This window comes from Frankia umida (assembly GCF_023242945.1).
In the GTDB taxonomy this organism is placed as follows: domain Bacteria; phylum Actinomycetota; class Actinomycetes; order Frankiales; family Frankiaceae; genus Frankia; species Frankia umida.
On sequence record NZ_JALKFT010000001.1, the window covers coordinates 422,899 to 445,380 of the forward strand.

22 protein-coding genes and 1 other RNA gene are annotated in these 22,482 nt (G+C 70.3%); 10 read left to right on the top strand and 13 right to left on the bottom strand.

Features of this window, described 5'->3' with window-relative positions; genetic code table 11:
- The first annotated feature begins 317 nt into the window (after positions 1–317).
- Both smpB and MXD59_RS01680 read left to right on the top strand, forming a co-directional pair.
- The gene (gene smpB / locus MXD59_RS01675; protein WP_163550796.1) at positions 318–797 is read left to right on the top strand and encodes an SsrA-binding protein SmpB; all 480 of its coding nucleotides are present in this window, start codon (positions 318–320) and stop codon (positions 795–797) included.
- Positions 794–2,476, top strand: coding sequence for a THUMP-like domain-containing protein (locus MXD59_RS01680; RefSeq protein WP_504858220.1), 1,683 nt, complete (start codon positions 794–796; stop codon positions 2,474–2,476). Before smpB ends, MXD59_RS01680 begins: the two co-directional genes overlap by 4 nt.
- A 9-nt stretch (positions 2,477–2,485) precedes the next feature.
- Here MXD59_RS01680 and MXD59_RS01685 read toward each other — a convergent pair whose 3' ends face one another.
- Positions 2,486–3,196, bottom strand: coding sequence for a YoaK family protein (locus tag MXD59_RS01685; RefSeq protein WP_248823137.1), 711 nt, complete (start codon positions 3,194–3,196; stop codon positions 2,486–2,488).
- Positions 3,197–3,251: 55 nt separating this feature from the next.
- On the opposite strand from MXD59_RS01685, the gene MXD59_RS01690 reads away from it, so the two are divergent.
- Positions 3,252–3,881, top strand: a complete 630-nt coding sequence (locus tag MXD59_RS01690) for a DJ-1/PfpI family protein (protein ID WP_248823138.1) — start codon at positions 3,252–3,254, stop codon at positions 3,879–3,881.
- Between the two features lie 79 nt (positions 3,882–3,960).
- On the opposite strand, the gene MXD59_RS01695 is transcribed toward MXD59_RS01690, so the two are convergent.
- Positions 3,961–4,434, bottom strand: a complete 474-nt coding sequence (locus MXD59_RS01695; protein WP_248812906.1) for a VOC family protein — start codon at positions 4,432–4,434, stop codon at positions 3,961–3,963.
- A 203-nt stretch (positions 4,435–4,637) separates the two neighbouring features.
- On the opposite strand from MXD59_RS01695, the gene ssrA reads away from it, so the two are divergent.
- Positions 4,638–5,003: a transfer-messenger RNA gene (gene ssrA / locus MXD59_RS01700) on the top strand.
- Positions 5,004–5,184: 181 nt separating this feature from the next.
- On the opposite strand, the gene MXD59_RS01705 is transcribed toward ssrA, so the two are convergent.
- From MXD59_RS01705 to MXD59_RS01715, 3 genes are all read right to left on the bottom strand, one after another.
- Positions 5,185–5,352, bottom strand: a complete 168-nt coding sequence (locus MXD59_RS01705) for a site-specific integrase (protein ID WP_248823139.1) — start codon at positions 5,350–5,352, stop codon at positions 5,185–5,187.
- A 117-nt stretch (positions 5,353–5,469) separates the two neighbouring features.
- Positions 5,470–6,180, bottom strand: a complete 711-nt coding sequence (locus tag MXD59_RS01710; RefSeq protein ID WP_248823140.1) for a creatininase family protein — start codon at positions 6,178–6,180, stop codon at positions 5,470–5,472.
- Positions 6,177–6,380 (bottom strand): hypothetical protein, encoded by a 204-nt coding sequence (locus tag MXD59_RS01715; RefSeq protein ID WP_163550160.1) that lies wholly within the window; start codon positions 6,378–6,380, stop codon positions 6,177–6,179. Before MXD59_RS01715 ends, MXD59_RS01710 begins: the two co-directional genes overlap by 4 nt.
- 87 nt (positions 6,381–6,467) lie before the next feature.
- Here MXD59_RS01715 and MXD59_RS01720 point away from each other — a divergent pair, with 87 nt between their 5' ends.
- On the top strand, positions 6,468–7,628 hold the full coding sequence (locus MXD59_RS01720; RefSeq protein WP_248823141.1) for an NsdA family TPR-like regulatory protein: 1,161 nt from the start codon (positions 6,468–6,470) through the stop codon (positions 7,626–7,628).
- A 29-nt stretch (positions 7,629–7,657) separates the two neighbouring features.
- Here the strand turns inward: MXD59_RS01720 and MXD59_RS01725 are convergent, their stop codons facing one another.
- Positions 7,658–9,190: an MFS transporter gene (locus MXD59_RS01725; RefSeq protein WP_248823142.1), complete on the bottom strand. Its 1,533-nt coding sequence runs from the start codon at positions 9,188–9,190 to the stop codon at positions 7,658–7,660.
- A 151-nt stretch (positions 9,191–9,341) separates the two neighbouring features.
- Here MXD59_RS01725 and MXD59_RS01730 point away from each other — a divergent pair, with 151 nt between their 5' ends.
- Both MXD59_RS01730 and MXD59_RS01735 read left to right on the top strand, forming a co-directional pair.
- On the top strand, positions 9,342–9,953 hold the full coding sequence (locus MXD59_RS01730) for a TetR/AcrR family transcriptional regulator (RefSeq protein WP_248815076.1): 612 nt from the start codon (positions 9,342–9,344) through the stop codon (positions 9,951–9,953).
- A gap of 115 nt (positions 9,954–10,068) precedes the next feature.
- Positions 10,069–11,769, top strand: coding sequence for a DEAD/DEAH box helicase (locus MXD59_RS01735; protein WP_248823143.1), 1,701 nt, complete (start codon positions 10,069–10,071; stop codon positions 11,767–11,769).
- A gap of 266 nt (positions 11,770–12,035) precedes the next feature.
- Here the strand turns inward: MXD59_RS01735 and MXD59_RS01740 are convergent, their stop codons facing one another.
- The 5 genes from MXD59_RS01740 to MXD59_RS01760 form a co-directional block, all read right to left on the bottom strand.
- Positions 12,036–12,347 (bottom strand): GNAT family N-acetyltransferase, encoded by a 312-nt coding sequence (locus tag MXD59_RS01740; RefSeq protein ID WP_372511870.1) that lies wholly within the window; start codon positions 12,345–12,347, stop codon positions 12,036–12,038.
- 55 nt (positions 12,348–12,402) lie between these two features.
- A complete protein-coding gene (locus MXD59_RS01745; protein WP_308301616.1) occupies positions 12,403–13,578 on the bottom strand; it encodes a lantibiotic dehydratase family protein in 1,176 nt (391 codons plus the stop codon).
- A 198-nt stretch (positions 13,579–13,776) separates the two neighbouring features.
- The gene (locus MXD59_RS01750) at positions 13,777–13,938 is read right to left on the bottom strand and encodes an FxLD family lanthipeptide (RefSeq protein WP_248823146.1); all 162 of its coding nucleotides are present in this window, start codon (positions 13,936–13,938) and stop codon (positions 13,777–13,779) included.
- 114 nt (positions 13,939–14,052) lie between these two features.
- Positions 14,053–14,874 carry an ISAs1 family transposase gene (locus MXD59_RS01755; protein ID WP_248823147.1) on the bottom strand — a complete coding sequence of 274 codons (822 nt, stop codon included), beginning with the start codon at positions 14,872–14,874 and terminating at the stop codon, positions 14,053–14,055.
- A gap of 360 nt (positions 14,875–15,234) precedes the next feature.
- Positions 15,235–16,806 carry a sulfatase family protein gene (locus MXD59_RS01760; protein WP_248823148.1) on the bottom strand — a complete coding sequence of 524 codons (1,572 nt, stop codon included), beginning with the start codon at positions 16,804–16,806 and terminating at the stop codon, positions 15,235–15,237.
- Positions 16,807–17,078: 272 nt separating this feature from the next.
- Here MXD59_RS01760 and MXD59_RS01765 point away from each other — a divergent pair, with 272 nt between their 5' ends.
- From MXD59_RS01765 to MXD59_RS01775, 3 genes are read left to right on the top strand one after another with little or no spacing between them, the layout of a single operon-like run.
- Positions 17,079–17,861, top strand: coding sequence for an ATP-binding protein (locus MXD59_RS01765; RefSeq protein WP_308301617.1), 783 nt, complete (start codon positions 17,079–17,081; stop codon positions 17,859–17,861).
- Between the two features lie 5 nt (positions 17,862–17,866).
- Positions 17,867–18,220 (top strand): YciI family protein, encoded by a 354-nt coding sequence (locus MXD59_RS01770; protein WP_248815160.1) that lies wholly within the window; start codon positions 17,867–17,869, stop codon positions 18,218–18,220.
- A gap of 11 nt (positions 18,221–18,231) precedes the next feature.
- Positions 18,232–19,449 carry an RNA polymerase sigma factor gene (locus tag MXD59_RS01775; protein WP_248823149.1) on the top strand — a complete coding sequence of 406 codons (1,218 nt, stop codon included), beginning with the start codon at positions 18,232–18,234 and terminating at the stop codon, positions 19,447–19,449.
- Between the two features lie 858 nt (positions 19,450–20,307).
- Here the strand turns inward: MXD59_RS01775 and MXD59_RS01780 are convergent.
- On the bottom strand, positions 20,308–20,541 hold the full coding sequence (locus tag MXD59_RS01780; RefSeq protein ID WP_248823150.1) for a hypothetical protein: 234 nt from the start codon (positions 20,539–20,541) through the stop codon (positions 20,308–20,310).
- Between the two features lie 871 nt (positions 20,542–21,412).
- Positions 21,413–22,327 (bottom strand): hypothetical protein, encoded by a 915-nt coding sequence (locus tag MXD59_RS01785; protein WP_248823151.1) that lies wholly within the window; start codon positions 22,325–22,327, stop codon positions 21,413–21,415.
- Between the last annotated feature and the right edge of the window lie 155 nt (positions 22,328–22,482).

A 22,482-nucleotide genomic window follows, 5' to 3' on the forward strand; every position in this document is an offset into this window, starting at 1 on the left:
GTCACGGGACGCCCATGACGATGCGGTCGGGGGCCGAATAATCCGTGGCGGGTGGCGCGCGGGCATGATGGGTTTGGTGTTCGGGCCGCGGTGGCGGGTGCCGGGTGGACTCGCATGATCGATACGATGGAAGGGCGCTGCTGGATGGGCGGACGTCGGCGGGCCGCAGGTTGGCCGCGGACGGGTCGCGGACGGGCGCGGCGGTTCGGGTGGACGGGTCACGGGTTGATGGACGTAGGTCGCTCGGCGTGGGTCGCTGGACGTGGGTCGCGGGTACTCGCGGATGATGGACGGTGTAGGGAGAAGGGGCGCAGACGGTGCCGAGGGAGCAGGGGCGCAAGGCCATCGCGCAGAACAAGCGGGCCCGCCACGACTACGAAATCCTCGACACGTACGAGGCGGGGTTGGTGCTGCGCGGCACCGAGGTGAAGGCGCTGCGGGCCGGTCGGGCGTCACTCGTGGACGGGTTCGCCCAGATCGTCGACGGTGAGGCCTGGCTGCACAACGTGCACATCCCGGAGTACACCGAGGGCACCTGGACGAACCACGCCCCACGGCGCAAGCGCAAGATGCTGCTGCACCGGGCCGAGATCGAGAAGCTCGTCGGCAAGACGCAGGAGGGCGGCCTCACCCTCGTTCCGCTGAGTCTGTACTGGAAGGACGGCCGGGCGAAGATCGAGATCGCCCTGGCCCGTGGTCGCAAGGCCTACGACAAGCGCCACGCCCTCGCCGATCGGGACGCTGCCCGCGAGATCAGCCGCGAGATGGGCCGCCGGGTCAAGGGCCGCTACAGCTGAGCACCAGCCGATCCGCCGCTCCGGCCGCTGCCGGTGACCGCGCCGATGCCGCCGCTGCCGCCGATGCCGGTGACGGTGCTGGCGAGGCTGGGCGGCTGTCGCGGTTCGAGGCTCTGCTCACCCCGCGGGGGGTTGAGGTCCTGGCGGCGGCCTGCGCCGTCTATGCCGGGCAGGGTGGGTCCAGGGCAGTCGCGGCTCGGGAGTTGGCGGTGGGGACGCGGCTGCGGGCCGAGGGGGTGCCGGCCGAGCTGGTCGCGGTCGCGTTCGGCCAGGCGGAGCTGCGCCGTCATGCCCAGGCCAAGTTCGCGCTCGCGGAGCGGATGTTCTTCACCCGCGCCGGGCTGGAGCAGGCGTCCTCGCAGGCCGCCGCCGCGCATCGGGCCGAGCGCTTCGCGGGCCTCGCCCGGCTGGCGGATCTGTGTACCGGTATCGGCGGTGACGCCCAGGCCCTGGTCCACGCGGCGGACGGCGAGGCGGGCACGGCCGACCGGGAGATCCTGCTGGTCGACCGGGACCCGCTGCACCTGTGGATGGCCGCGCACAACGCCGCACTCGACGCCGCGACGGACAGCGCCGCGACGGACAGCGCCGCGACGGACAGCGCCGCGACGGACAGCGCCGCGACGGACAGCGCCGGGTTCGGCGGCGCGGGGCGGGGCGACGGCACGTCCGCTGTCACGTCCGCGGGGCATGCGGGGGCGGGGATCAGCGCGCGGGTCGGGACGCGGCTGGCGGACGTCCGGGATATTGATCTTGTTGGGTTCGACGGGGTGTTCGTCGATCCGGCGCGGCGGGCCGGGGATCGGCGGCTGGGATCGTCCGCCTGCGAACCCCCGCTGCCGTGGTGTTTCGCCCTGGTGGACCAGGTCGCCGCGGTGGCGGTGAAGGCCGCCCCGGGGATCGACGTCGCGGTGGTGCCGTCCGGCTGGGAGATCGAGTTCGTCGCGGACGGCCGGGACCTCAAGGAAGCCGTCCTGTTCTCCCCCGCGCTCGCCTCCGCCCGCCGCCGGGCGACGATCCTGCGCCCCGTCCCGTCGGACGGTTCCGCGGAACCGTCAAAGCAGGCGCCGGCAGGCCCGGCCGACGGGGCAGGCCCCGTGGGTGCGGCCGGGCCGGAGCGAACGGTGAGCCTGGTGGGGGAGCCGGATGCGCCGGACTCGGACGGCCGGCTCGGCGCTCCCGGCGGGTATCTGTATGACCCCAGCCCCGCGGTGACCCGTGCCGGGCTGGTGGGGGAGCTCGCGCGCCGCCTGGACGCCTGGCAGATCGACCCGATGATCGCCTTTCTGACGTCCGACGATCCGGTGGACACCCCGTTCGCGCGCCTGCTGCGCATCGACGCCGATCTGCCGTTCGACGTGCGCCGGCTGGGCGCGCTGCTGCGTACCCGCGGCATCGGGTCGTTGGAGATCCGCCGGCGTGGCCTCGCCGGTGACGTCGACGCGTTGCGCCGCCGCCTGCTTCCGCGCCGCCGCGACCTTGTTCCCGGGGGTCCCGCCGTCACCGTCATGATGACCCGGCTACGCGACCAACCCTGGGCCCTGGTCTGCGTCCCCGTCTCGCCGCCAGCCGCAGCCCCATCGCCATCGCCATCGCCGCCAGCCTCACCGTCACCGCTGCCATCGCCATCGCTGCCGCTGCCACCGTCGCCGCCCGGCTGGACTGAGGGCAGCGCCTGACGGCCGCGCTCAGGAGTCGGATGGACGTCCGAGGGCTGTCGCCAGCAGGCAGGCCAGCGCGAGTGCGGTGGCGAGGGCGAGCGGGATGAGGGCTGCGACGTGCAGCAGGCAGGCGCCGCCGAGCAGCGCACCGCCGAACATCGCCGCGGGCGCGCCGAGGCGGCGGGGGGCGTGGAAACCGGGTCCGCCGGCGAGGCGGGAGTCGACGACCAGGCCGGTCAGCGTCGTGGTCAGCACGTTCGTCGGAACCTCGGGGACGGCCACCCGCCGCGCGGTCGCGTGCTGCAGTCCCATCGCCATCGCCAGCGGCACGACCACCTCGTACCGCAGCCGTGGGTCGTGCCCACCGCCGGTGCCCACGGCGTCGGTGAGGATCGCCGCGAGCAGGGCCGCGCCGAGCAGGGTGACCTGCGTGCCGATCCCGACCAGCAGCCAGTGCCGTCCGGGTGTGGAATGCCGTCCGATCCGGCCGGCGAGGGCGGCGCCGGTGAGGAAACCGACGAGGGCCAGCGCCGACAGGTCGGCGGACAGTCCTGGGGCGCCGGCCAGGGCGAACGCGAGGAAGACGACGTTGCCGGTCATGTTCGCCACGAACACGTGGCCGAGCCCGAGGTAGCTGGTCGCGTCCACCAGGCCGGTCAGCCCGGCCATCACCATCAGCAGCCACACCCGCCGGTCCGCTGTCTCCCGCCGATCCGCCGGCTCCTCGGACGCCGCCACCGGCGTAGTGTCACCCAAAGTGACTGGGAGTGCCGGGTGCGGGCGAGGAGCGGACATGCGGATCGCGATCCTGCTGTTCGAACGGGTGACGGTTCTGGACGCGATCGGGCCCTACGAGGTACTGCGGCAGCTACCGGACGCGCAGGTGGTCTTCGTCGGCGAACGGGTCGGGACGGTACGCGACGAGTCCGGTGGGCTGGGCCTGACCGTGGACGCGCCGCTGGCCGAGGTGACGAACCCGGATGTCGTCCTGGTGCCCGGCGGGCCGGGCCAGAGCGACCACATGACCGAGGGCCCGGTGCACGCCTGGCTGCGTGCGGTGGACCGGACGAGCACCTGGACGACGTCGGTGTGCACCGGCTCGCTGATCCTCGCCGCCGCCGGCCTGCTGCGCGGGCGGCGGGCGGCGACCTACTGGCTGGCCGTGGACGCCCTGGCCGCCCTCGGTGCCGTCCCGAGCCGCGAGCGGGTGACGTTCGACGGCAAGTACGTCACCGCGGCCGGGGTGTCGTCCGGGCTGGACATGGCGCTCGCGCTCGCCGGCCGCATCGCCGGGGACCGGCGGGCGCAGGGCATCCAACTGGGCATCGAGTACGACCCGCAGCCGCCGTACGACGCCGGTTCGCCCGCCACCGCCCCCACCGACCTCGTCCACGCGCAGCGCGCGGGAAGCCGCTTCCGGTAGGCCCGTCCGCCGTCCGCCGTCCGCCGTCCGCCGTCCGCCGTCCGCCAGCCGTTGCCCCGTTGCCTGCCCGGCCGGCTCGCTACAGGCGCAGCGGACGGATCGGGGCGGCGACCAGGGCCGGGTCGGAACGCCAGTCCGCGTCCGCGACGTCGATGTACAGCTCGATCTCGTTGCCGTCCGGGTCGAGGATGTAGAGACTGTGCGTGACGGTGTGGTCGGAGGCGCCGACGATCTGGACGCCCGCGCGCTGGATCGTCGCCAGCACCTCGCGCAGCTCGTCGTCGCTGTCACCGACCTTCAGCCCGAAGTGGTACATGCCGAGCCGGCGCCCGGCCGGGACGGCGGCCGCATCCTCGCCGACCTCGATGAGCAGCAGCTCATGGTGGGTCCGCCCGGAGGAGAACGCTGCCACCGGTGCGCGCAGCGGGCCGCCGGTGTCGTCCGCGGGGTAGGGGAACACCTGGCGCCAACCCAGGACGTCCCGGTAGAAGGTGACGGAGCGTTCGAGGTCACGCACGTACAGGACGAGGTGCCCCAGTTCCTTGATGGCCACGATGCTCTCCCCGAAGGCGGCGGACGAGGTGCCCGCACGAACGTTGTTGCCGATACAACTATCCCGGGCGCCCGGACATGCCCGCCGCGGCGCGCGTGCTGCCGTGGTCTCGTGCCGCCGTGGTCTCGTGCCGCGATGGTCTCGCGGCGGGGCGGTGTCCGCGCGGTCCTGGGGTAGACTCGACCCTCAGTACCGTCGTACCTGGGGGTGATCGGTTTCGACTTCGGACGTCGAGACAGGGGAAGCGGGTCGAGGATGAGCGGTTATCTCGCTAACGCTCCGCTCAAAAAAACAGCTGCCAACAAGACGCAGCCTGTTGACGCTTACGCCCTCGCGGCCTAAGTAGTTCAACCGTCAGCCTGGGAGTTCCTCCGGCCCAGGGTCTGGCGTCGCTAGGAGGATCACCGCTTGGCCCGGTCGCGGGGCAAGGCGGAAAACCAAACAGCGACTGGGCCTATGTCAGCTTGCCTGCGAGTCTGACGGGGCCGAGAAACAAGTAGCAGGCTCCGCCCGAAGAAGCCCTGGTTCGGTGCCGGAGGACGCGGGTTCGATTCCCGCCACCTCCACTCGCTTGGTGGGGGTCTGTCCTTTACGGGCAGGCCCCTGACCAGGCCCGAAGCCTCCGCCCTTCACGATCCCGCCGCCGTTGGTTCCGGTGGTGAGGACAGGGTGGGGACGAACCGTTGTGCGCGGGATCGCGGCAGCCACCGTCTCCGCCGCCTGCTGGCCGGTCGACCGCAGCAGATACGCTTACAGGTTCGCGGTGACCGACGTCGAAGAGTGACCGACGACCTTCGAGGCGATCGTGATGTCGACTCCCTTGGACAGCATGATCGAAACCGAGCCGTGTCGGAGGTCGTGGAGCCGCTTGGGGGAGAGTACCTCCACGCCGATCTCGTCGCCCACCGACAAGGCCATGCCAAATCACGCTCACACCTGGTCCGCGTATGCCCAGACCTCGGGCGCATAGCCCCATTCCATGTTCGAGTGGCCAGGCGCGGCTCGGAGTGCTGGCGGAGGCCAGTGCGCGACCGGTCAGCGGCCAGGCAGTCCGAGCGCGTCGAGGTGGTCGGCCATCAGGGTGGCCAGGCTGTCCAGCAGCCGTTTGCCTTTTTCGGCGGTGGCGAGGGAGGGGCGGCCGATCACTCCGGTCCGGGTATACGCCTGCATGCCATGGATGAGCAGATGAGGGCGCGGGCCGCCGCCCTCATCTGCGCTCTCCCAGCTGGGCCGGACGACGTCAGGGTGTGCGTGGAGAAGGATGGAGGTCTCCAGCTCGCCGGCGTGCATGTCGTCATGGCCGTCGGTCTCCAGCTCGGCTTCGGTACGCGCCGCCGTCCAGTCAGCCCGTCCAGGGAACAGGGTCATGGCCGGCCCGTCGACGTTGGCTTCCTGGACGATGTTGCTCAGGACGTAGTTGCCGCCGTGCCCGTTGACGAGCACCAGCACGGGGATGCCGGAACGGCGCAGCGATGCGGCGACGTCGTGGATGACCGCGGTCAGGGTGGTGGAGGAGATGCTCACGGTTCCCGGTGCGGAGCCGTGTTCGTGGGAGCACGAGAACGTGATCGGGGGGGGCAGCAGCAGACCGTACGCGTCAGCCACAGCCTCGGCGATCGCCTGGGCGATCAACGTGTCCGTCGTGAGGGGGAGATGGGCGCCGTGCTGCTCGAAGCTGCCCACCGGCAGCACGGCCGCCCGTGCTCCGGCTCGCGTCACCTCGGCGCTGGTCGCCGTGGTGATCATAGGAATGGCTGTCTCCTCCTGGCGGCGCTCACGACCCGGCGCGCGGCGAGGAACTGGCCGACCTCCACCACCCGATCGTTTCCCGTGAGCGCTCCCGCCATGCCGTCGAGCAGGGCGTCGGCGCGGGTGGAGCCTGTGGTCTGGGCGAGTTCCAGCGCACGCAGGCCCTCGGCCCCTGCCTCGGCCGGGCGGCCGGGCAAGACGACGGACCGAAGGACCAGACAGGCAGCCACGTCGAGCTCACCGAGACCGACGACCTGACCGCGTTGGAACAGCTCCGCCGGCAGGTGACCGACAGCCTCACCACCTCGACCAGCATGGCAAGCCTCGACGACTGGGACCTCCTGGTCGCGGCACATGGGAGAGCCACGCGCTACCAGCCCGCTCGCCTGCTGCTGGACGACCTCACCACCGACTTCACCGACCTGTCGGAAGCCTTCGCCCGCCCGCATCCCGCCAGCGTGACGCGCCGCCTCACCCGGACAATCGCCCAGATGGCCGGACTCATCAGCCTGACTCTCCTCAAGCTCGGTGCCCGCCACGCCGCACGATCCTGGGGGCGTACCGCTCGCCTCGCCGCCGACGAAGCCGGGGACCCCGCCCTGAGCTCCTGGGTCCGCGCCCAGGACGCGTACACGATCTTCTACACCTTCGACGTCAGGCAGGCAGCACTCGTCGCCCAGCAGGCCCAGGCGGCGGCCGGACGTACGGTCTGCGTCGGTGCGGTGCTGGCCGCGGCCCTGGAGGCACGCGCCCACGCGATCCTCGGCCATCCCACCGACGCCGACACCGCCATCACCCGAGCCGAAACGATCCTGTCCGCTCTCACCCCGGACGACACCACCGACTCGGCGTTCGGCTACAACGAAGCGCAACTGCGCTTCCACCACGGCAACGCCCTCACCCACCTGCACGACAGCCGACGCGCCGGGGAAGCCCAGCGGCGCGCGCTGGAGCTCTACCCCACCGACGACTACCTCGACCGGGCCCTGGTGCACCTAGAACAGGCCGCCTGCCTGCTCCACGACGGCGAGATCGCCGCGGGTGCCAGCCACGCCGCACAGGTACTGCTGGACCTGCCCGCGCAGCAACGTGACGGCATCATCGTCAGCCGGGCCCGCGAGATCGCCCAGGCGGTCACCCCCCGCGACGGTTGGCTGCCCGCCATCCATCGTGACCCCAGCCCGGCGCAGGAGCTCGTTGTCGTCAGAAAATCGGCCGAGCCCGGTGAGGTCGCGCTCGCGGACAGCGAGGAGAAAAGCATCGGCGAATTCGGTGTCCAGGTCGTCGACGGTGGCGTGCTCGACAGCCCCTGCCTCGGGAGATCCGCAGTGCCGGAAGACATCACCGTGCCCCCTCGGATCCCGCGGTCGACACGTCGGTTCCGCACTCGGCGCGGACCGGCTCGCCGGCCCGGATGCCACGCTCGCCGCGCCCACGGCCGCTGACACCGAGCCGGCCTAAGCCGGCGGCGTCCTCACACTCCGACCGCCGCCTCCGGATCGCCGGCGTCGGCGGCGCCCGCTCCGACCGGCGGGAGGTCTGGTCCAGCCGCCGCCGTGGGTTGCGAGTCCAGGCCGAACGAGGCGAGGGCCGCCACCACGAGCGCTCCGGCCGCCACGTACCAGGCGTGCTGGAAGACCGCTTCGCTCGCCGCGCCGGAGGCGCGGCCCAGGATCGCCACCAGGACACTGATTCCGATGACCGAGCCGAGCTGGGTGGCCATCGTCACGATCGCGCTGCCGGTCGCGGAGTCCTTCGGCGGCAGGCCGACCGTCGCCCGGGTGATCGCGGTCGGCACCGCCAGGCCGTAACCCAGGCCGAGGACCACCCAGGTCGGCAGGAACGCGGCCACGAACCGCGGGTCGTCGGTGACCAGGAGAATCAGCATGATCGTGCCGACCGCGGCGAGCAGCGCGCCCGCGACCGCGATCCGTCCCGCCCGCAGCCGGGTACGCGTCTGGAGGGTCTCCGCGACCGCCGAGCCGACGGCGAACATCACCGGGCCGGCCGTGGAGGCCAGCCCGGTGCGGATCACCGAGTAGTGCCAGTGACCCTGGAGCCACAGGATCGTCGAGAGCAGTTCGATCCCGAAGGCCACGAAGGCGACGAAGGCCACCAGGTTGGCGGTGGTGAACACCCGGTCCCGGAACAGGGAGAGGGCGATGACCGGCGCCGGGTGGCGGGCGGAGCGGGCCAGGAACCACGTCAGCGCGACCGCCGCGAGGACGAACGCGACGATCACCCGGGCGCTCGACCAGCCCCAGTCCGGCGCCTTGACCAGCCCCAGGGCCAGCGCGCCGATCGCGACGATGAACAGCCCGCCGCCGCGCAGGTCGGGCAGGTGGTCGTCGGCGTCCCGGCTGCTGGGCAGGTAACGGGCGCCCAGCGCGAGCGCGGCCACCGCGACCGGGATGTTCACCAGGAACAGCCACCGCCAGGACGCCTCCACGAGCAGGCCGCCCAGCACCGGGCCGGAAGCCGCCGACAGCGCGCCGGTGGTGAACCAGATCTTCACGTAGGTGCCGACCTTCGCCGGCGGCGCGGTCAGCAGCACCAGACCGAGGCTGGCCGGGGTGAGCAGGGCCGCACCGGCGGCCTGCAGGACCCGGAACCCGACCAGCACCCAGATGTCGCCGGACAGGCCGGCGCCGATGCTGGCGACGGCGAACACGATCAGGCCGAGCAGGAAACCACCCTTGCGGCCGAACCGATCTACCAGGCGGCCGGCCGGTACCAGCAGCGCGGCGTAGACGATCGCGTAGCCGTTGAGCACCCAGCTCAGGTCTGCGAGGGAACCTGCGTGGGTGCCGTGCCCGATGGCGGGCAGGCCGACGTTGGTGACCCACACGTCGAGCTGGGCCAGGAAGCTCGCGATCGACAGGATCGTCAGTAGCAGGGCCGGGGAGACGGACCGTGCGCCGGTGGCCGCACGGCGCTGGCTCGGGATGAGCGGGACAGCTTGGGGGCTGGGACCGGCCTGGTCGGGCTGGGTGTCCTGCTCTGTCATGAGGTTGGCTCGCATCTCGCGGTCGGGGCCCGGCGCATGCGCGCGGCGCCCGGTCGGCAGGGGACGCCCAACGATCTGGACTGTTCAGTAAAGAACGCTCAGGGTTCTGGACTATTCCGCCAACAACGAGATCCGTGGTTACGATCGATCGATGGGGCGCCCACCTGGCTTCGACCGGCAAGAGGTGCTGGCGGCCGTCGAGCGTGCATTCCGCAAGAACGGCTTCGACGGGACGAGTCTCGACGACATCTCGGCCGCGACGGGGCTCGGCCGCGGCAGCCTCTACGCCGCCTTCGGCGACAAACACGCGCTGTTCCTGGCCGCGCTGGGGGACTACTGCGACCAGGACGAGGCGTGCGGCGCAGCCGCGTTGGCCGGCCCGGACGAGACCGCGATGGAGCGCCTGCGGGCCTATCTCATCGACTCGCTCGACCGGCAGCTGAACGACCCCGAGCAGCTGGCCTGCATGGCCAGCCGCTTCACCGTCGAGCTGGCCGGGCGCGACCAGGACGGCACGGCCCGCCTACGCCAGAGCTTCGAGGCGCAGCGGGCGGCCCTGGCCGACTGCCTGCGGGCCGCGCAGCGCAACGGCGACCTCGATCCAGCGGCCGAGCCGGTCACGCTGGCGACGTTGCTGGTCGTCGGCTTCCGGGGCATCGGCTCCCTGATCGGGATCGGGCTGGACCGGGGTGAACTTGTCGCCGTCATCGACGCGACCCTGGCCGGCCTGCCCGTGCCGCCCCCGTCAGTCGCCTCGTCCTGACCGTCGCCGGCGCACCCTGAATGCGCCTTGCCGACTGAGTGGTGCGCGGGAGGCCGGTCCGGCCGCCTGAGCCCCGGTTTCGCCGGGCTGCCACACAGGAGCCGTACTCTCAGGTGTGACCGAGTCCGAAGACCAGCCGACGTTCCATGACCTCGGGCTTGGTACCCCGGTCCTGCGAGCCCTCACCGAACTCGGCTACGAGGTGCCGTCGCCGATCCAGATCGGCACGATCCCCGCCCTGCTCGCGGGCCGCGATGTCGTCGGCCTCGCCCAAACCGGGACCGGCAAGACCGCCGCGTTCGCTCTCCCAATCCTGTCCAGGATCGACGTGCGCAGCACCTCCACCCAGGCGCTTGTGCTCGCCCCGACCCGGGAACTGGTTCTGCAGGTCGCCGAGGCGTTCGGCCGGTATGCCCACCACCTCACCGGCCTGCATGTGCTGCCCGTCTACGGAGGGCAGGCCTACGCTCCCCAGCTGGCCGGGATGCGCCGTGGCGCGCAGGTCGTCGTCGGGACTCCCGGGCGGGTTATCGACCACCTGGAACGCGGGACGCTCGACCTGGGCGGCCTGCACACCCTGGTCCTCGATGAGGCCGACGAGATGCTCCGGATGGGCTTCCAGGAGGAGGTCGACCGGATCCTCGCCGACACCCCCGACGCCAAGCAGGTCGCGCTGTTCTCCGCGACGATGCCCGCGCCGATCCGCCGCATCTCCCGGCAGTACCTGCGCGACCCGGTTGAGATCACCATCAGGGCGCGGACCGTCACCGCCGCGAACACCCGGCAGCGGTTCCTGACCGTCGCCGGGCCGCGCAAGATGGACGCGCTCACCCGGGTCCTCGAAGTCGAGCCGTTCGAAGCGATGATCATTTTCGTGCGGACGAAGTCGGCGACCGAGGACGTCGCCGAGCGGCTGCGCAGCCGCGGGTTCGCCACCGAGGCGATCAACGGCGACCTCAGCCAGCCGCAGCGCGAAAAGCTCATCGCCCAGCTCCGTGACGGCACTCTCGACCTGCTCGTCGCCACGGACGTCGCCGCCCGCGGCCTCGACGTCGAACGGGTCACCCACGTCGTCAACTACGACATCCCCACCGACCCGGAGTCGTACGTCCACCGCATCGGCCGTACCGGCCGCGCCGGGCGCAGCGGTGAGGCGCTGCTGCTCGTCACCCCCAGGGAAAAGGGCCTGCTCGCCGCGATCGAGAGAGCTACCCGCCAGCCGCTCGCCGAGATGGAACTGCCCACCGCGGAGGATGTGAACGCCCAGCGGGTCGCGAAGTTCCACGACGCGATCACCGCCGCGCTCGACGCGCCAGCCCACGCCGTCTTCAGGGACCTGGTCCTTGGCTACACCCACGAGCACGACGTTCCGCTCGCCGACATCGCCGCGGCGCTGGCCGTGATGACCCGCCAGGAACCGGGGGAGTTCCTCCTCCCGCCTGACACCGCCCCGCCTGCCCGCGACAGGCCCGCTCGCGGCGCGGGCGGGCCGCGGCCGGTCTATGCCACCTACCGGATCGGGGTCGGGCATCGCCAGCGGGTCACCCCGGGCCAGATCGTCGGGGCGCTCGCGAACGAGGGCGGCCTGGACCGGGCGGACTTCGGGCGGATCGACATCCGGGCCGACTACAGCCTCGTCGAACTTCCCACCGACCTGTCCAAGGACACCCAGCAGGCGTTGACCCGCACCCGCATCGCCGGCCAGCCCCTCAACCTGCGCGCCGAACGGCCAAGCCGGGAATCCGGTGCGCGGCTCGGCGGCAGCCGCCGAGGAAAACCCGCCCCCTCCGCCCGCAGGACGCGCCGCCCCGTCTGACGTCACGCCGTAGACACCGTCAGAACATCAGATTCGCCGAATGTTCCGCACGTTAATTTTGAGATCTGTGAACCGGGTGCTCGGTCTCCATCGGCCAACAATCACGTTCCGCTGGCCACGACCACCCGGTCATCGTCGAGCTGCTTAAACAGGAACGATGATCCTGAAAGCTCGCTGACCGGTCCCGTCGGGCCGCGGCCAGCGTTGGCCGGGCCACTGTCCCGTTCGGAGGCACGTTCGGCTGAAGACCGGGAAACGGGGGTGCCTCACGCGTTGTCCGGGGCCCACCGCATCGACATGCGCGGATTCTCGATCCGCACGACTTCGAAACCAAGGCGGATGTAGAGAGCCTGTGCGGGATTGTTGACGAAGACGCTGAGCCGGACCGGAACGCCGCGCCGCTGAGCAGCCCGAAGGATGCCCCGTAGCAGATGGCTGCCAATGCCACGACCTTGCGCGTCGGGGAGCAGCGCGATCTCCTCGACCACGGCAAATGGCAGATCGGCGAACTCCTTGTCAGCGGTTATGTGCTGTTCCGCATCATCCCACCCCGATGTCTGTTCGACGTATGCCTGCAGGGCGGCTCACCTCACCTCGAAGAAGAACTCTCGATCGCTGCTCAGAGCGGGCGTGTCAATCGCGAGCGGTGGCATGCTCGATGAGCGCGTCGGTGAGCTCAGGGCGACCGTTGCCGGCAAGCGCCTTCCAGGCCAGCGCGAGCAGCCGTTGGTCTCGATCGCTCACCGTCGCCGCGGGAATCGGCAGCACCGAGCCCGGATATCCCGCCGGATAGCCAAGCCCCGATGCCCCATCAAGCACGTCGATCAGCGGAACGACGCTGTCAACACCGTAGCGTTCGACGAACCGGCGGTGGTAATCCGCCCACGCGGCTGGTCCCAGCGGCTCCCGACCCAGCCGCGTCAGGACGCCGGCGGCCACGGCCATGTCCGAAGCGACGGACATGGGCAGGTGCAGGTCGCAGTCGAGGACGAGGTCGACCGCCATGGGCGAGCGCTGCTGCGGGCTGACCCGGTCCATCACCGTGATCAGGTCCGCACGCGGACCCGCCTGGGCTCCCAGCTCCGGCGCTGCATTAAGTTCCCCGAGCCGGGCGTGGATCGCGGCCAACTCATCCGCAAGCAGCCCGACCTCGGCCAGATCGCAGGCACCAGCTCGCTGAAGGGCCGCGACCAGGTGACCGAGCGGAGCGGTCTCCGTCATCGGTGCCCGAAGACCGCTGGTCAGGAACTGCTCGGCGACCAACTGGCGCAGCATCGCCTCGATGCGCTCACGGCCGACGCCGGCGAACTCTTCGTCCAGCCGGTCAGCCAGTTCGGCGAACCGCCCTGGTCCTCTCGCGGTATCCATCACGAGCCGCACCGGTGGGGTCAGAGGGATCTCGACGTGGCCGTCGGCGCGAGGCACAACCAGCCGCCCAGCTCGTTCGACAGCCAGACTGTTGAACACGACCTCCATTCGCGCCAGGACCGGGCCCGCCTCCAGCCGGCTGACGATCTCATCCAGCCACGCGGCATCGGCCCGAAGCGTCGACCGATGGCGATCACCGATGCGCACCGACGCCACCTGGCCGAACCGGGCCGGCGCGACACCCGCGAACAGCGCGAACGGCGTCGAGCGGCCCCGGAACGCACCAGGTACCGCACGACCGTCACCGCAGCAGCCCGCACCCGCCGGTCGGCGACGGGATGCCCGGCAACGATCTGCTCGACCCGCGCGGCCAACGCACCGCTGGCGAGCCCGACCGGCTCCCGGGCCTGCGGCCAGACCCTCGCCAACCAGCCCCGGCACGCTGCCGCGTCCTCCAACACCGGCCAGTCCGACACCACGCCATCCAGCGGGCGGGCCGCAGCGCGCAGCAACGCGGGACCCGCCGGCCGGTACAGCATCCCGCCCATCCGCATGCTCCTTCCTGCAACCGCCACGATGGCCATGTGCCCTTCCACGCCGCGCCCCCAGGACCGTCGAGGCGGCACGGCGCTTACCTCGTTACGCGCTGACGCACGCCGACGGGCACGTCGACGAGCAGCCATCCGAGGTGTCGCAGTCGTCGCTCGCCACGCAGCCGTCGTCATTGACGATGGTGATCGGCAGGTCGAACCAGTGGTCCTGTGTAACGCCCGACGGGCCGACCTCCTGCACGATGGACATCTACTTCTCCTCTCGTTCGTTGCCCCCGTTGCCGATCGCTCTCGGTGCGCGTCGTGTTCGGCGCCCAGCGGAGTGGAGACCGGGGTGACGCCAGGGCGGCGGCAAAGTTGCTGGTTAGCAACCGACTCTCTTGATCGTTTGGAGTGGTCGTTCTGGTCGGCGGGCGTGGTGGCGTAGCGCCTGGGCGATGGTGTTCGTGCCGGTGAGGTGCAGGATGGTGATCGCGAGGTTGCGGAGGCTGGCCATGACCTGGGGTGCGTTGCCGGTGCGGGCGCGGTGGTGGTCCTCGTCGTAGGTGACGTCGCGGACCCAGTGGAGCTGGTTCTCGATCGCCCAGTGTCCTTGGGCGAGTTCGGCGAGTAGGGCCGGGCTGGCCTGGTGGGAGGGCAGGCTCGTGACGGCGTGGATGGTCTCGCTGGTGACCTTGCCGTTGGTCAGCGACCGGCGGCGGCGGGTGATCCGGACGGCCTGGACGGCGTGCGGGAAGTCGGTCCCGGTACGGATCTCGGTCGCCTTCACGGTCCGGCGTTCGGCGCGGCCGTGGCCGCGGCTGGTCGTTCTCGACGTGGTGTGGACCTTCGTCCAGGGCAGGGCCGCGAGCTGGGCGTGCAGGGTCGGCCGGTTCGCCTTGACGACCATCAGGTAGTGGGCGTCGCGCTCGAGGAGCCAGGCGGCGGTGTCGTCCTGGGTGTGCGGCGCGTCGGCGGTGACCACCGTGTCGGTCAGGTCCAGTCCGGCCAGCAGGTCCTTGACCAGGGGGATCTCGTTGGTCTTCGCGTCGGCGGCCCACTCGGCGATCGCCGCGAACAAGCGCGCCCCGGCGGGCACCGCGCACGTCGCCAGCGTCAGCAGTACCGGCAGCCGATGGCGGCGGCCCCGGCGTTTCCGTGGGTCGGCGACCAGCTCGAACACGGCGAACAGATCCGCCGGCGGCACCGGTCGGCCACCGGCTGGCACCGCGGTAGCCAGCTGATCCAGGACAGGGGCAGACGACGATAATGGTGCGGCGGGCATGGCGCCTCGGGGATGATCAGGCTGGCGTAGGAACCTCCATGATCACCCGAGGGTCATGCCCGCTCTCCTTCGGGTCCCGCCCACCGGCACCAACCCGCCACCCGGAACCACCGGAAACCCTCAGCACGGCCCACCAGTCGCTACCAAGCAAACTTGCCGCAGCCCTGGGTCCTGGTCCCGGTGTTGCCGCTGCTGGGAGATGGTTCCGAGGTCGCAGGGCCTTCCGGCGCGGGCCCGCGCCCAGAGATTTGCCCTGGACGCGGGCGGCACGACCGGGCCGGGTCAGGTTCGGCAGGAGGCTCCGGCGCAGGTGGCGAGGACGTCGAGGCGGGCGTCGAGCTGGGCGACGAGCTGGGCGTTGGCGGCCACGCCTGCCGGCGTGGCGAGCAGGTTCGTCAGCTCGTAGGGATCGCTGGCCAGGTCGTAGAGCTCGCGTTCATGGACCTGCGGGTTCCGGTCGAGGTCGTACCAGCGGACGTAGAGGTACTGATCGGTCCGCAGGCCCGACCACGGCGGCAGGTCGAGATAGACGCCGGCGATGCCTTCGACCTGTTCCTGGATGACGCCGTCCTGGCCGTCGAGGCCGGGCCCGGCGTACTGTCCGAGCAGGTCGGACCGCCAAGAGGCGGGCTGCTCGCCGCGCAGCAGCGGCGTCATCGACTGGCCGTCGACGTCCGCCGGAACCGGCACCCCGGCGAGGTCGAGGAACGTCGGGGCGAGGTCGAGACCGGCCACCATGTGGGCGTCGGTCCCCGGCCGGACACCGGGCCCGCTGATCACCATCGGCACCCGCAGCGACTCCTCGTAGGGGGCCATCTTCTGGGTCAGCCGGTGGGAACCCAGGTTGTAGCCGTTGTCCGAGGTGAAGACCAGGTAGGTGTTGTCGAGCTCGCCGGTTTCACGCAGCGTGTCGACGATGCCGGCGACCATGTCGTCGAACGCGTACAACGATCCCATCCGGTCCTGGTAATCGGGATCGTTGATCGCCGCGACCCGGGCTGACCGTTCACCGGCACTGGCTCGCAGCCACCACGGCTTGTCGGAGACGTCCGCCTCGTCGAAGTTCGGGGTGACCGGCGCGCTGGCGGTCGCGAACGGATGGTCGGTGTGCCGCGGCGCCGGCGGCAGCGGCAGGTGCGGGGCGGTGGGCGCGGCGTACAGGAAGAAGGGCACGTCGTCGCCGGCCGCCCGGCTGATGAAGTCGGTCGACTTCGCGGCCACCACGTCGGTGGAATAGTTCGCCGCGTCGTCCGACCCGCCGTACTGGACGATCTGGCCGTTCTCGTTCAGCGCGTAGTTGTAGCCGGTGTAGAAGTTGTTGTCGACGCTGCCGTACCACTCCGACCAGCCGGGCGGGATGTGCTCCGGTGCGTCCTCGATGCCGTTCATGTATTTGCCTACCAGCGCGGTGCGGTAGCCGCCGCCCTCGAGAGATGTGGCGACGGTGTGTTCTTCGTTGCCGTTGGCCGCGAAGGTCGCCCAGCCGCCGACGTCACCGCTGTTGGTGAGCACGCCGGTGTTGTGGCCGTATTTCCCGGTCAGCAGTGAGCCGCGGGCCGGGCAGCAGATCGGTGTCGGCGCGAAACCGTTCGAGAACGTCATGCCGGTGTCGCGGACCAGCGCCGCCGTCTGCGGCATCGCCTCCCAGTACGGCGACGTCGTCGCGTCCAGGTCGTCGGCGAGGATCAGGACGATGTTCGGCCGCTCGCTCGCCGCGTCGGCGAACGTGGCGGCCGAGGCCGGGGACGGCGGGCCGGTCACGACGGCCACGGTGCCGGTCGCGAGTCCGAGCGCGCCGGCGACGGCGGCGGCACCGAGACGGACCCGCGGGCTGATCCGACGATGTCGGGGCATGGCGCCTCCTGGGAGGGTGGAGGCCGGCGGGACGCCGACCAGGCTGTGGGGGCCGCCGACGGAACGGTTCCGTCGCGGCGGTGCCAGCAGACCAGCCCCGCCTGCGAATCGGATGTGAGCCGGCGGCGAGAACCGTGTGACCGGGTCGCGCGGCATCCCTCGAACGAAGCTCACATGCCGCTCGGTTGGAATGGCGATCCGTGGCCGCGCCGTCCGCCCTCAGCCGGAACGAGGCCACGGAGTTGGGCGAAGGCCGGCACGGAGGGGTGAGGGTGGGAGTGGACGGGAACGGGCAGGCGCCACGGCTGCTGGTGGTAGACGACGAGCCGAACATCGTCGACATGGTCCGGATGGCCCTGCGGTTCCACGGTTTCGAGGTCGCCACCGCCACCGCCAGCTGCGGCGCGGAGGCGACGTTCGCCGTCACCACCGACCGGCCCGACCTGCTGCTGCTCGACGTGATGCTGCCCGATGCCGACGGGTTCGACCTGTGCCGGCAGTGGCGGGCGCAGGGCCTCGACGTCTCGGAGATCGTCCGGGATGCCGTGGCGGACGCGGCGGCCGTCGAGCCGGACCGGCCGCTGGTCGCCGACGTACCCGACGGATGCCGGACCGTCGGCGACCCCGACGCGCTGCGGCAGGTCCTCGGCAACCTGCTCGCCAACGTCCGCGCCCACACTCCGCCCGGCACCCCTGCCGAGGTCAGCCTGGCCCAGCTCGAAGTGGCTGAGGTCGAGGTGGCTCAGGACAGCGTCGGCGGCGGCCTCCGGGTCGAGATCCAGGTCCGTGACCGCGGCCCCGGGGTCGCCCCCGGCGAGCTGGACCGGATCTTCGACCGGTTCTTCCGCTCGTCCGCCGGCCGCTCCCGCCCTCACGGACAGGGCGGGGACCGCCGCACACCGGTCGAGGCAACAACCGACACCGCTACACCGAATCGCCGTGCAGAAACGCCAGGGCGGGAAAATCTTGCGCCGGCATGTCCAGATCCGGGCCGCTGCTCCGACCGGGAGCTGGCGCCCACGACCGGGGCGCGTGACGGAAAGGAATCACTGTGAAATACATGATCATGATGTTCGGTGGACTAGGTACCTCCCTCGCGGATCGCAGCCCGGAGTGGATCGCCGAGATGCAGGCCACGATGATGCGGACGGACCGTGAACTGCGCGAGTCCGGCGAGGTCGTCGAGAGCCGGCACCTGACCGACCCGACCCAAGCCACGACTGTGCGGTTCACCGACGGCGCGCCGACGCCGACCGACGGCCCGTTCGCCGAGATCAAGGAGACTCTCGCCGGGTACTGGGTCGTCGAGTGCGGTCGCGAGCGGGCGGTCGAGATCGCCTCGCAGGTCGTCGCAGTCACCGAACACCCGATGGAAGTCCGTCGAATCATGGACGAGCCTCCCCAGCAGATGTGAGGCGAGCGATCGTGACCGAGCCGACCGAGGACCTGCTGCGCGACCTCGCGCCGCACGTCCTCGGCGCGCCCGTCCGCCGCCACGGACAGTTCGACGCCTGCGAGGACGCGGTCCAGGAGGCGATGCTCGCCGCCACCCTGCAATGGCCCGTCGACGGCGTCCCGGACCGGCCCCGAGCATGGCTGACCACCGTCGCCACCCGGTCGCTCGTCGACCACTGGCGCAGCGACAGCGCCCGACGCCGCCGCGAAGCAACCGCCGCGCTCGACCCGACCCGCCAGCCGCCCGCAGCCGACCCCGACGACACGCTCGTCCTGCTGTTCCTGTGCTGCCACCCCGCCCTGTCGCAACCGTCACAGCTCGCACTCACCCTCCGCGCGGTCGGTGGCCTCAGCACCGCGCAGGTGGCCTCGGCGCTCCTCGTACCGGAGGCCACCATGGCCCGACGGATCAGCCGAGCCAAACGACGCATCCGCGACACGGGCGCCCAGCTCGAACTACCCACCTCCGCCGACCGGGCCAGCCGGCTCGCGGTGGTCCTGCGCGTGCTGTACCTGATCTTCAATGAGGGGTACACAGCCACGTCGGGACCGGACCTGATCCGGGTGGACCTGACCGCCGAGGCGATCCGGCTCACCCGTCTGCTGTACCAACTGTTGCCCCACGAGGGCGAGGCCGCGGGGCTGCTGGCGCTGATGCTGCTCACTGACGCCCGCCGCGCGGGGCGAACCGACCGCGACGGCTCCCTCGTGCCCCTCGCCGACCAGCAGAGGGACCTGTGGGACCGAGCAGCGATCGCCGAAGGGCAGACGTTGCTCACCCGGACGCTGGGCGTCGGACCGGTCGGCCGGTACCAGGTCCAGGCCGCCGTCGCAGCCCTCCACGACGAGGCCCCGACCGCCGCCGACACCGACTGGCCACAGGTCCTCGCCCTCTACGACGTGCTCGGACAGATCGCTCCCGGACCCCTTGCCACCCTCAGCCGCGCCGTCGCCGTCGCCATGGTCCACGGCCCGACCGCCGGCCTCGTCGAGCTCGGTACTCTCGACACCGACGACCGACTCGCCCACAGCCACCGCCTCGAAGCCGTCCGCGCGCATCTTCTGGAGCAGGCCGGCGACCCTGACGCCGCTCGAGAGTCCTACCTACGAGCCGCACAAATGACCGCCAGTCTGCCCGAACAGCGCTACCTCACCCGCCGCGCCGCCCAGCTCCGTCCGCACCCGTAGCCGAGCCGGTCGTCTTCGTCGATGGTCGAAAGAGTGATCTACTGGTGCTCGTCGACCAGGTCCGCTGCGTCGCTGTGCGGGATCCGACCGGCCTCGTAAGGGCTTGACAAGGAGGTTCACGGCTTGTTTCGGAATGCCGTTTCTGGCGGGTGTCCTCTGGTCGTAGCCGGTCAGGTAGAGGACCTTGATCCCTGGTCGGATCTGGCGGATGCGGTCGGCGACCTCGACGCCGGGTATTTCTGCCAGTGCAGGACGTCCTCGGCGCGGGACCGGTGGAGCAGGTCTTGCTCCCGCGCACCCACGTTGGCCCGATCTGGAGACGTTCCGGTCGATCGAGCTGGCGTCCTGCCCGCCTGAGAGACGGACGTGGGAATCTTCGCCCGTCGGAATGCCCAGACGGATACCGAGCGTCGCGACGTTGCCGAAGCCGAACAAGAACGTCAGCCCGACCACGATCCCCACCATCACGGTCACGAGACGGACCGAAGCCTCCGGACCCGCCAGGTGTTCCGAATGTGTGTTCGCATCCGTGGATGATGTCGCCAGCTCGGCGCTCATTGGGCGTCGTCCCTGGTCAGAAGCCGTGCGGCGACCGGGCGGACGGTGATTTCGGGGCCCTGAACCAAGATCGTCTGGTTCTTGTTGTGGTGCGTTAGGTCCACGAGTCGGCCCGCCGTGGTCGCTGACCGTCAGTCAGCTTCCCGGCGGGCCGCGATGCTTTTCGGGGACGACCCCCGAACCTTCTGCTGTCGAGCTGCGCTCGACGTCGCCCGTGCCGCACTGGGTTCGGGCTGGACGCTGGCGGAGCTGTTGACAGGGGCCTGTCCCCCGTCTGGCGCCCCGCCGACCTCGCACTGGTCACTCGTCCGCCATCGGCTCGCTCCTGCGTTCGGGGATCGGATCGCCGGGCTTCGACGGCTTGCCATCCGGGCCGTAGACGATGCTGTCACCGGGGCCGTTGACAAACCGGCCGAGTCGGTCCTCCGCCTGCTCGTCTGGCTCTTGGTCGTTACTTCGCTGCATTACGTCTTCCTTGACCACCATCGCCTTGGTTTGGTCGGCATGCCAGCCAGGCCGCACGTCGGGGTGCATATGCCCTCTGGCAGGTGAGGGTGGGGGGTGACCGCCGGAGCGAACCAGGGAGACCCTCTATCGCCCGGTGGCGCTCAGGGCATCCAGGTGCCACCGGGGCCGGAGGCCGTAGATGCGGCGTTCCTGACTGGTGATAGTTGTCCCAAGCGCACCCGTACGGCGTGAGCCGAATTTGTCTCGATTCTGGGGTGTGATGATGGTCGTAGAGGCCTCTTGCTCCAGCCCAAGAGGCGTCGCGATGATGTTGTCGAGACTCATGGTGCCTTTCAGTGCGTCGCGAAATATCTCGCCCGTCCCGGTAGGTTGGTCACCTGGTTTCAGGTCGATCCGCTGGCTGATGGAGGCGTCGATAGGAGACTCCCCGCGGTCTGGCGCGTCATTGACCAGGGTCCAGTTCACGTTGGGCCAGAACCGGGCACAGGTCACCAACCCGGAGGGCTCGCAGGGCTCATCATCGATCGATCATGCCCGACCCGGTCCTGAGCGGGCTCGATTCCCGCTACCTCCACCAATGTGGGCATCGGGCGATCCGCTCCCTTTGGGAGCGATGTAGCCAGTAGGACGGTTGCGGCGCCCCTGTGGAGGCGGGGGGCGTGGCTTGTCGGGTCGGCTTCGGCCCGTTGGAGTCTCCGGCGTCTACGTTGGCAGCGTCTCCTGGAGCGTCGGATCTGAGGACCTTGCCACAGCGGTTCCATCGGTTCCGGACCCGCTGGGAACGCCGCGCCGACATGTATCAGGCGTTCCTGACTCTGGCCTGCTCGATCATCTGGCTGTGGAAGCTCAGCGGACCACTCCGAAAAGACCCGTAACGACTGTTGGGCGCTGCCCTGCCTCAACCAGATGTTCGCCGCCGCGGAGCCGAACTTCCGGTCTACCTGCCCGTTACGTCCATGTTGGACCCGATTCCCGTGACCAGAAGGGCCTGCTCCGATGATTTGCTGCACGCTCCCGTATCGGCGCATATTGAATCAATTATCGACATCACGAACGCCGTAGCGCCCGCGGCGAAGAATACTCCTACCGCCATGTTGGCCACCCCCTCTACGGTCATTCCTCCGGCGCTGGCAAGTGCGGCAATCGAGCTCGACGTCTCGAGCAGTGCGATAATGGCCGGTGTGCTGACGGGTCCGGCCGCTATGCACGCTGCGGCGACGACCACAAATGCTGCGGCAGCGGCGCCAACAATGAGTCCTTTGCAGAGTGCGCAGCCGAGCCAGTTGCTGGCTTCCGCATCCGTTTCCCACCCGGCCGTGAACTGCACCGACTTGAGCCAAGCCATGAACTGTGTACAGCAGTCCGGAGCGCCGCCGATCCCCTCGCGGAGATTGATCATTGAGGACTTCGGGAAACCGGCGGTAAACATCAGGGTCATTGGGTCGCTGTTCCATACCGGGTAGAGACTGGGTGCGGTGGAAACGAGCTTCATGATCTGCTGAGTGAGCGGGCCTGTTTCGTCCATCTCTCGCAGCAGGGGAACCGAGAGCGGCGCGGTACCACCTGCGATGGTTGCCACGTTCGCGGCGTCGATGCTGATCTTCAGCATGCCCTCGTCGCGGTACAGATACTGATGCTTTCCGTTTACCAGCAGCGACCAGGTTCGGGAGTTCGGGCCCGCGCCGGTGTCCTCAATTGTCAGCGAACCGAGGTCGCCTGCCGATACGATATAAGCTGCTCCTTGTGGGCCAAGCCGGTCGCCGAGTGGCCGAGGGCCCACTGCGTTACCCGAACCTCCCCAAATCGCGCCCTGCTCGCCCGTTCGGGTAGATATGGTTTCGATGTGCCACATTGGATTCGCCACTCCTTAGCGGATTGGAGATCTGCTGGTTCCCGGGAATTGATTGATGGGAGTACCGGGCGGGCGATAATCATGTCTCGGCCCTCCTGTCCCCCTCCCAGGTTTCCTGGTAGGGCCCCAGATTGCGCGTGAGATCAAATTCCGCG

Bases quoted from the DNA above. Each gene is read 5' to 3' on its own strand.
- MXD59_RS01705 (WP_248823139.1), bottom strand. From the start codon at position 5,352: ATGGCCTTGTCGGTGGGCGACGAGATCGGCGTGGAGGTACTCTCCCCC.
- MXD59_RS01785 (WP_248823151.1), bottom strand. From the start codon at position 22,327: ATGTGGCACATCGAAACCATATCTACCCGAACGGGCGAGCAGGGCGCG.
- MXD59_RS01760 (WP_248823148.1), bottom strand. From the start codon at position 16,806: ATGCCCCGACATCGTCGGATCAGCCCGCGGGTCCGTCTCGGTGCCGCC.
- MXD59_RS01690 (WP_248823138.1), top strand. From the start codon at position 3,252: ATGCGGATCGCGATCCTGCTGTTCGAACGGGTGACGGTTCTGGACGCG.
- MXD59_RS01710 (WP_248823140.1), bottom strand. From the start codon at position 6,180: ATGATCACCACGGCGACCAGCGCCGAGGTGACGCGAGCCGGAGCACGG.
- MXD59_RS01780 (WP_248823150.1), bottom strand. From the start codon at position 20,541: ATGCACCCCGACGTGCGGCCTGGCTGGCATGCCGACCAAACCAAGGCG.
- MXD59_RS01750 (WP_248823146.1), bottom strand. From the start codon at position 13,938: ATGTCCATCGTGCAGGAGGTCGGCCCGTCGGGCGTTACACAGGACCAC.
- MXD59_RS01725 (WP_248823142.1), bottom strand. From the start codon at position 9,190: ATGACAGAGCAGGACACCCAGCCCGACCAGGCCGGTCCCAGCCCCCAA.
- MXD59_RS01730 (WP_248815076.1), top strand. From the start codon at position 9,342: ATGGGGCGCCCACCTGGCTTCGACCGGCAAGAGGTGCTGGCGGCCGTC.
- MXD59_RS01770 (WP_248815160.1), top strand. From the start codon at position 17,867: ATGATCATGATGTTCGGTGGACTAGGTACCTCCCTCGCGGATCGCAGC.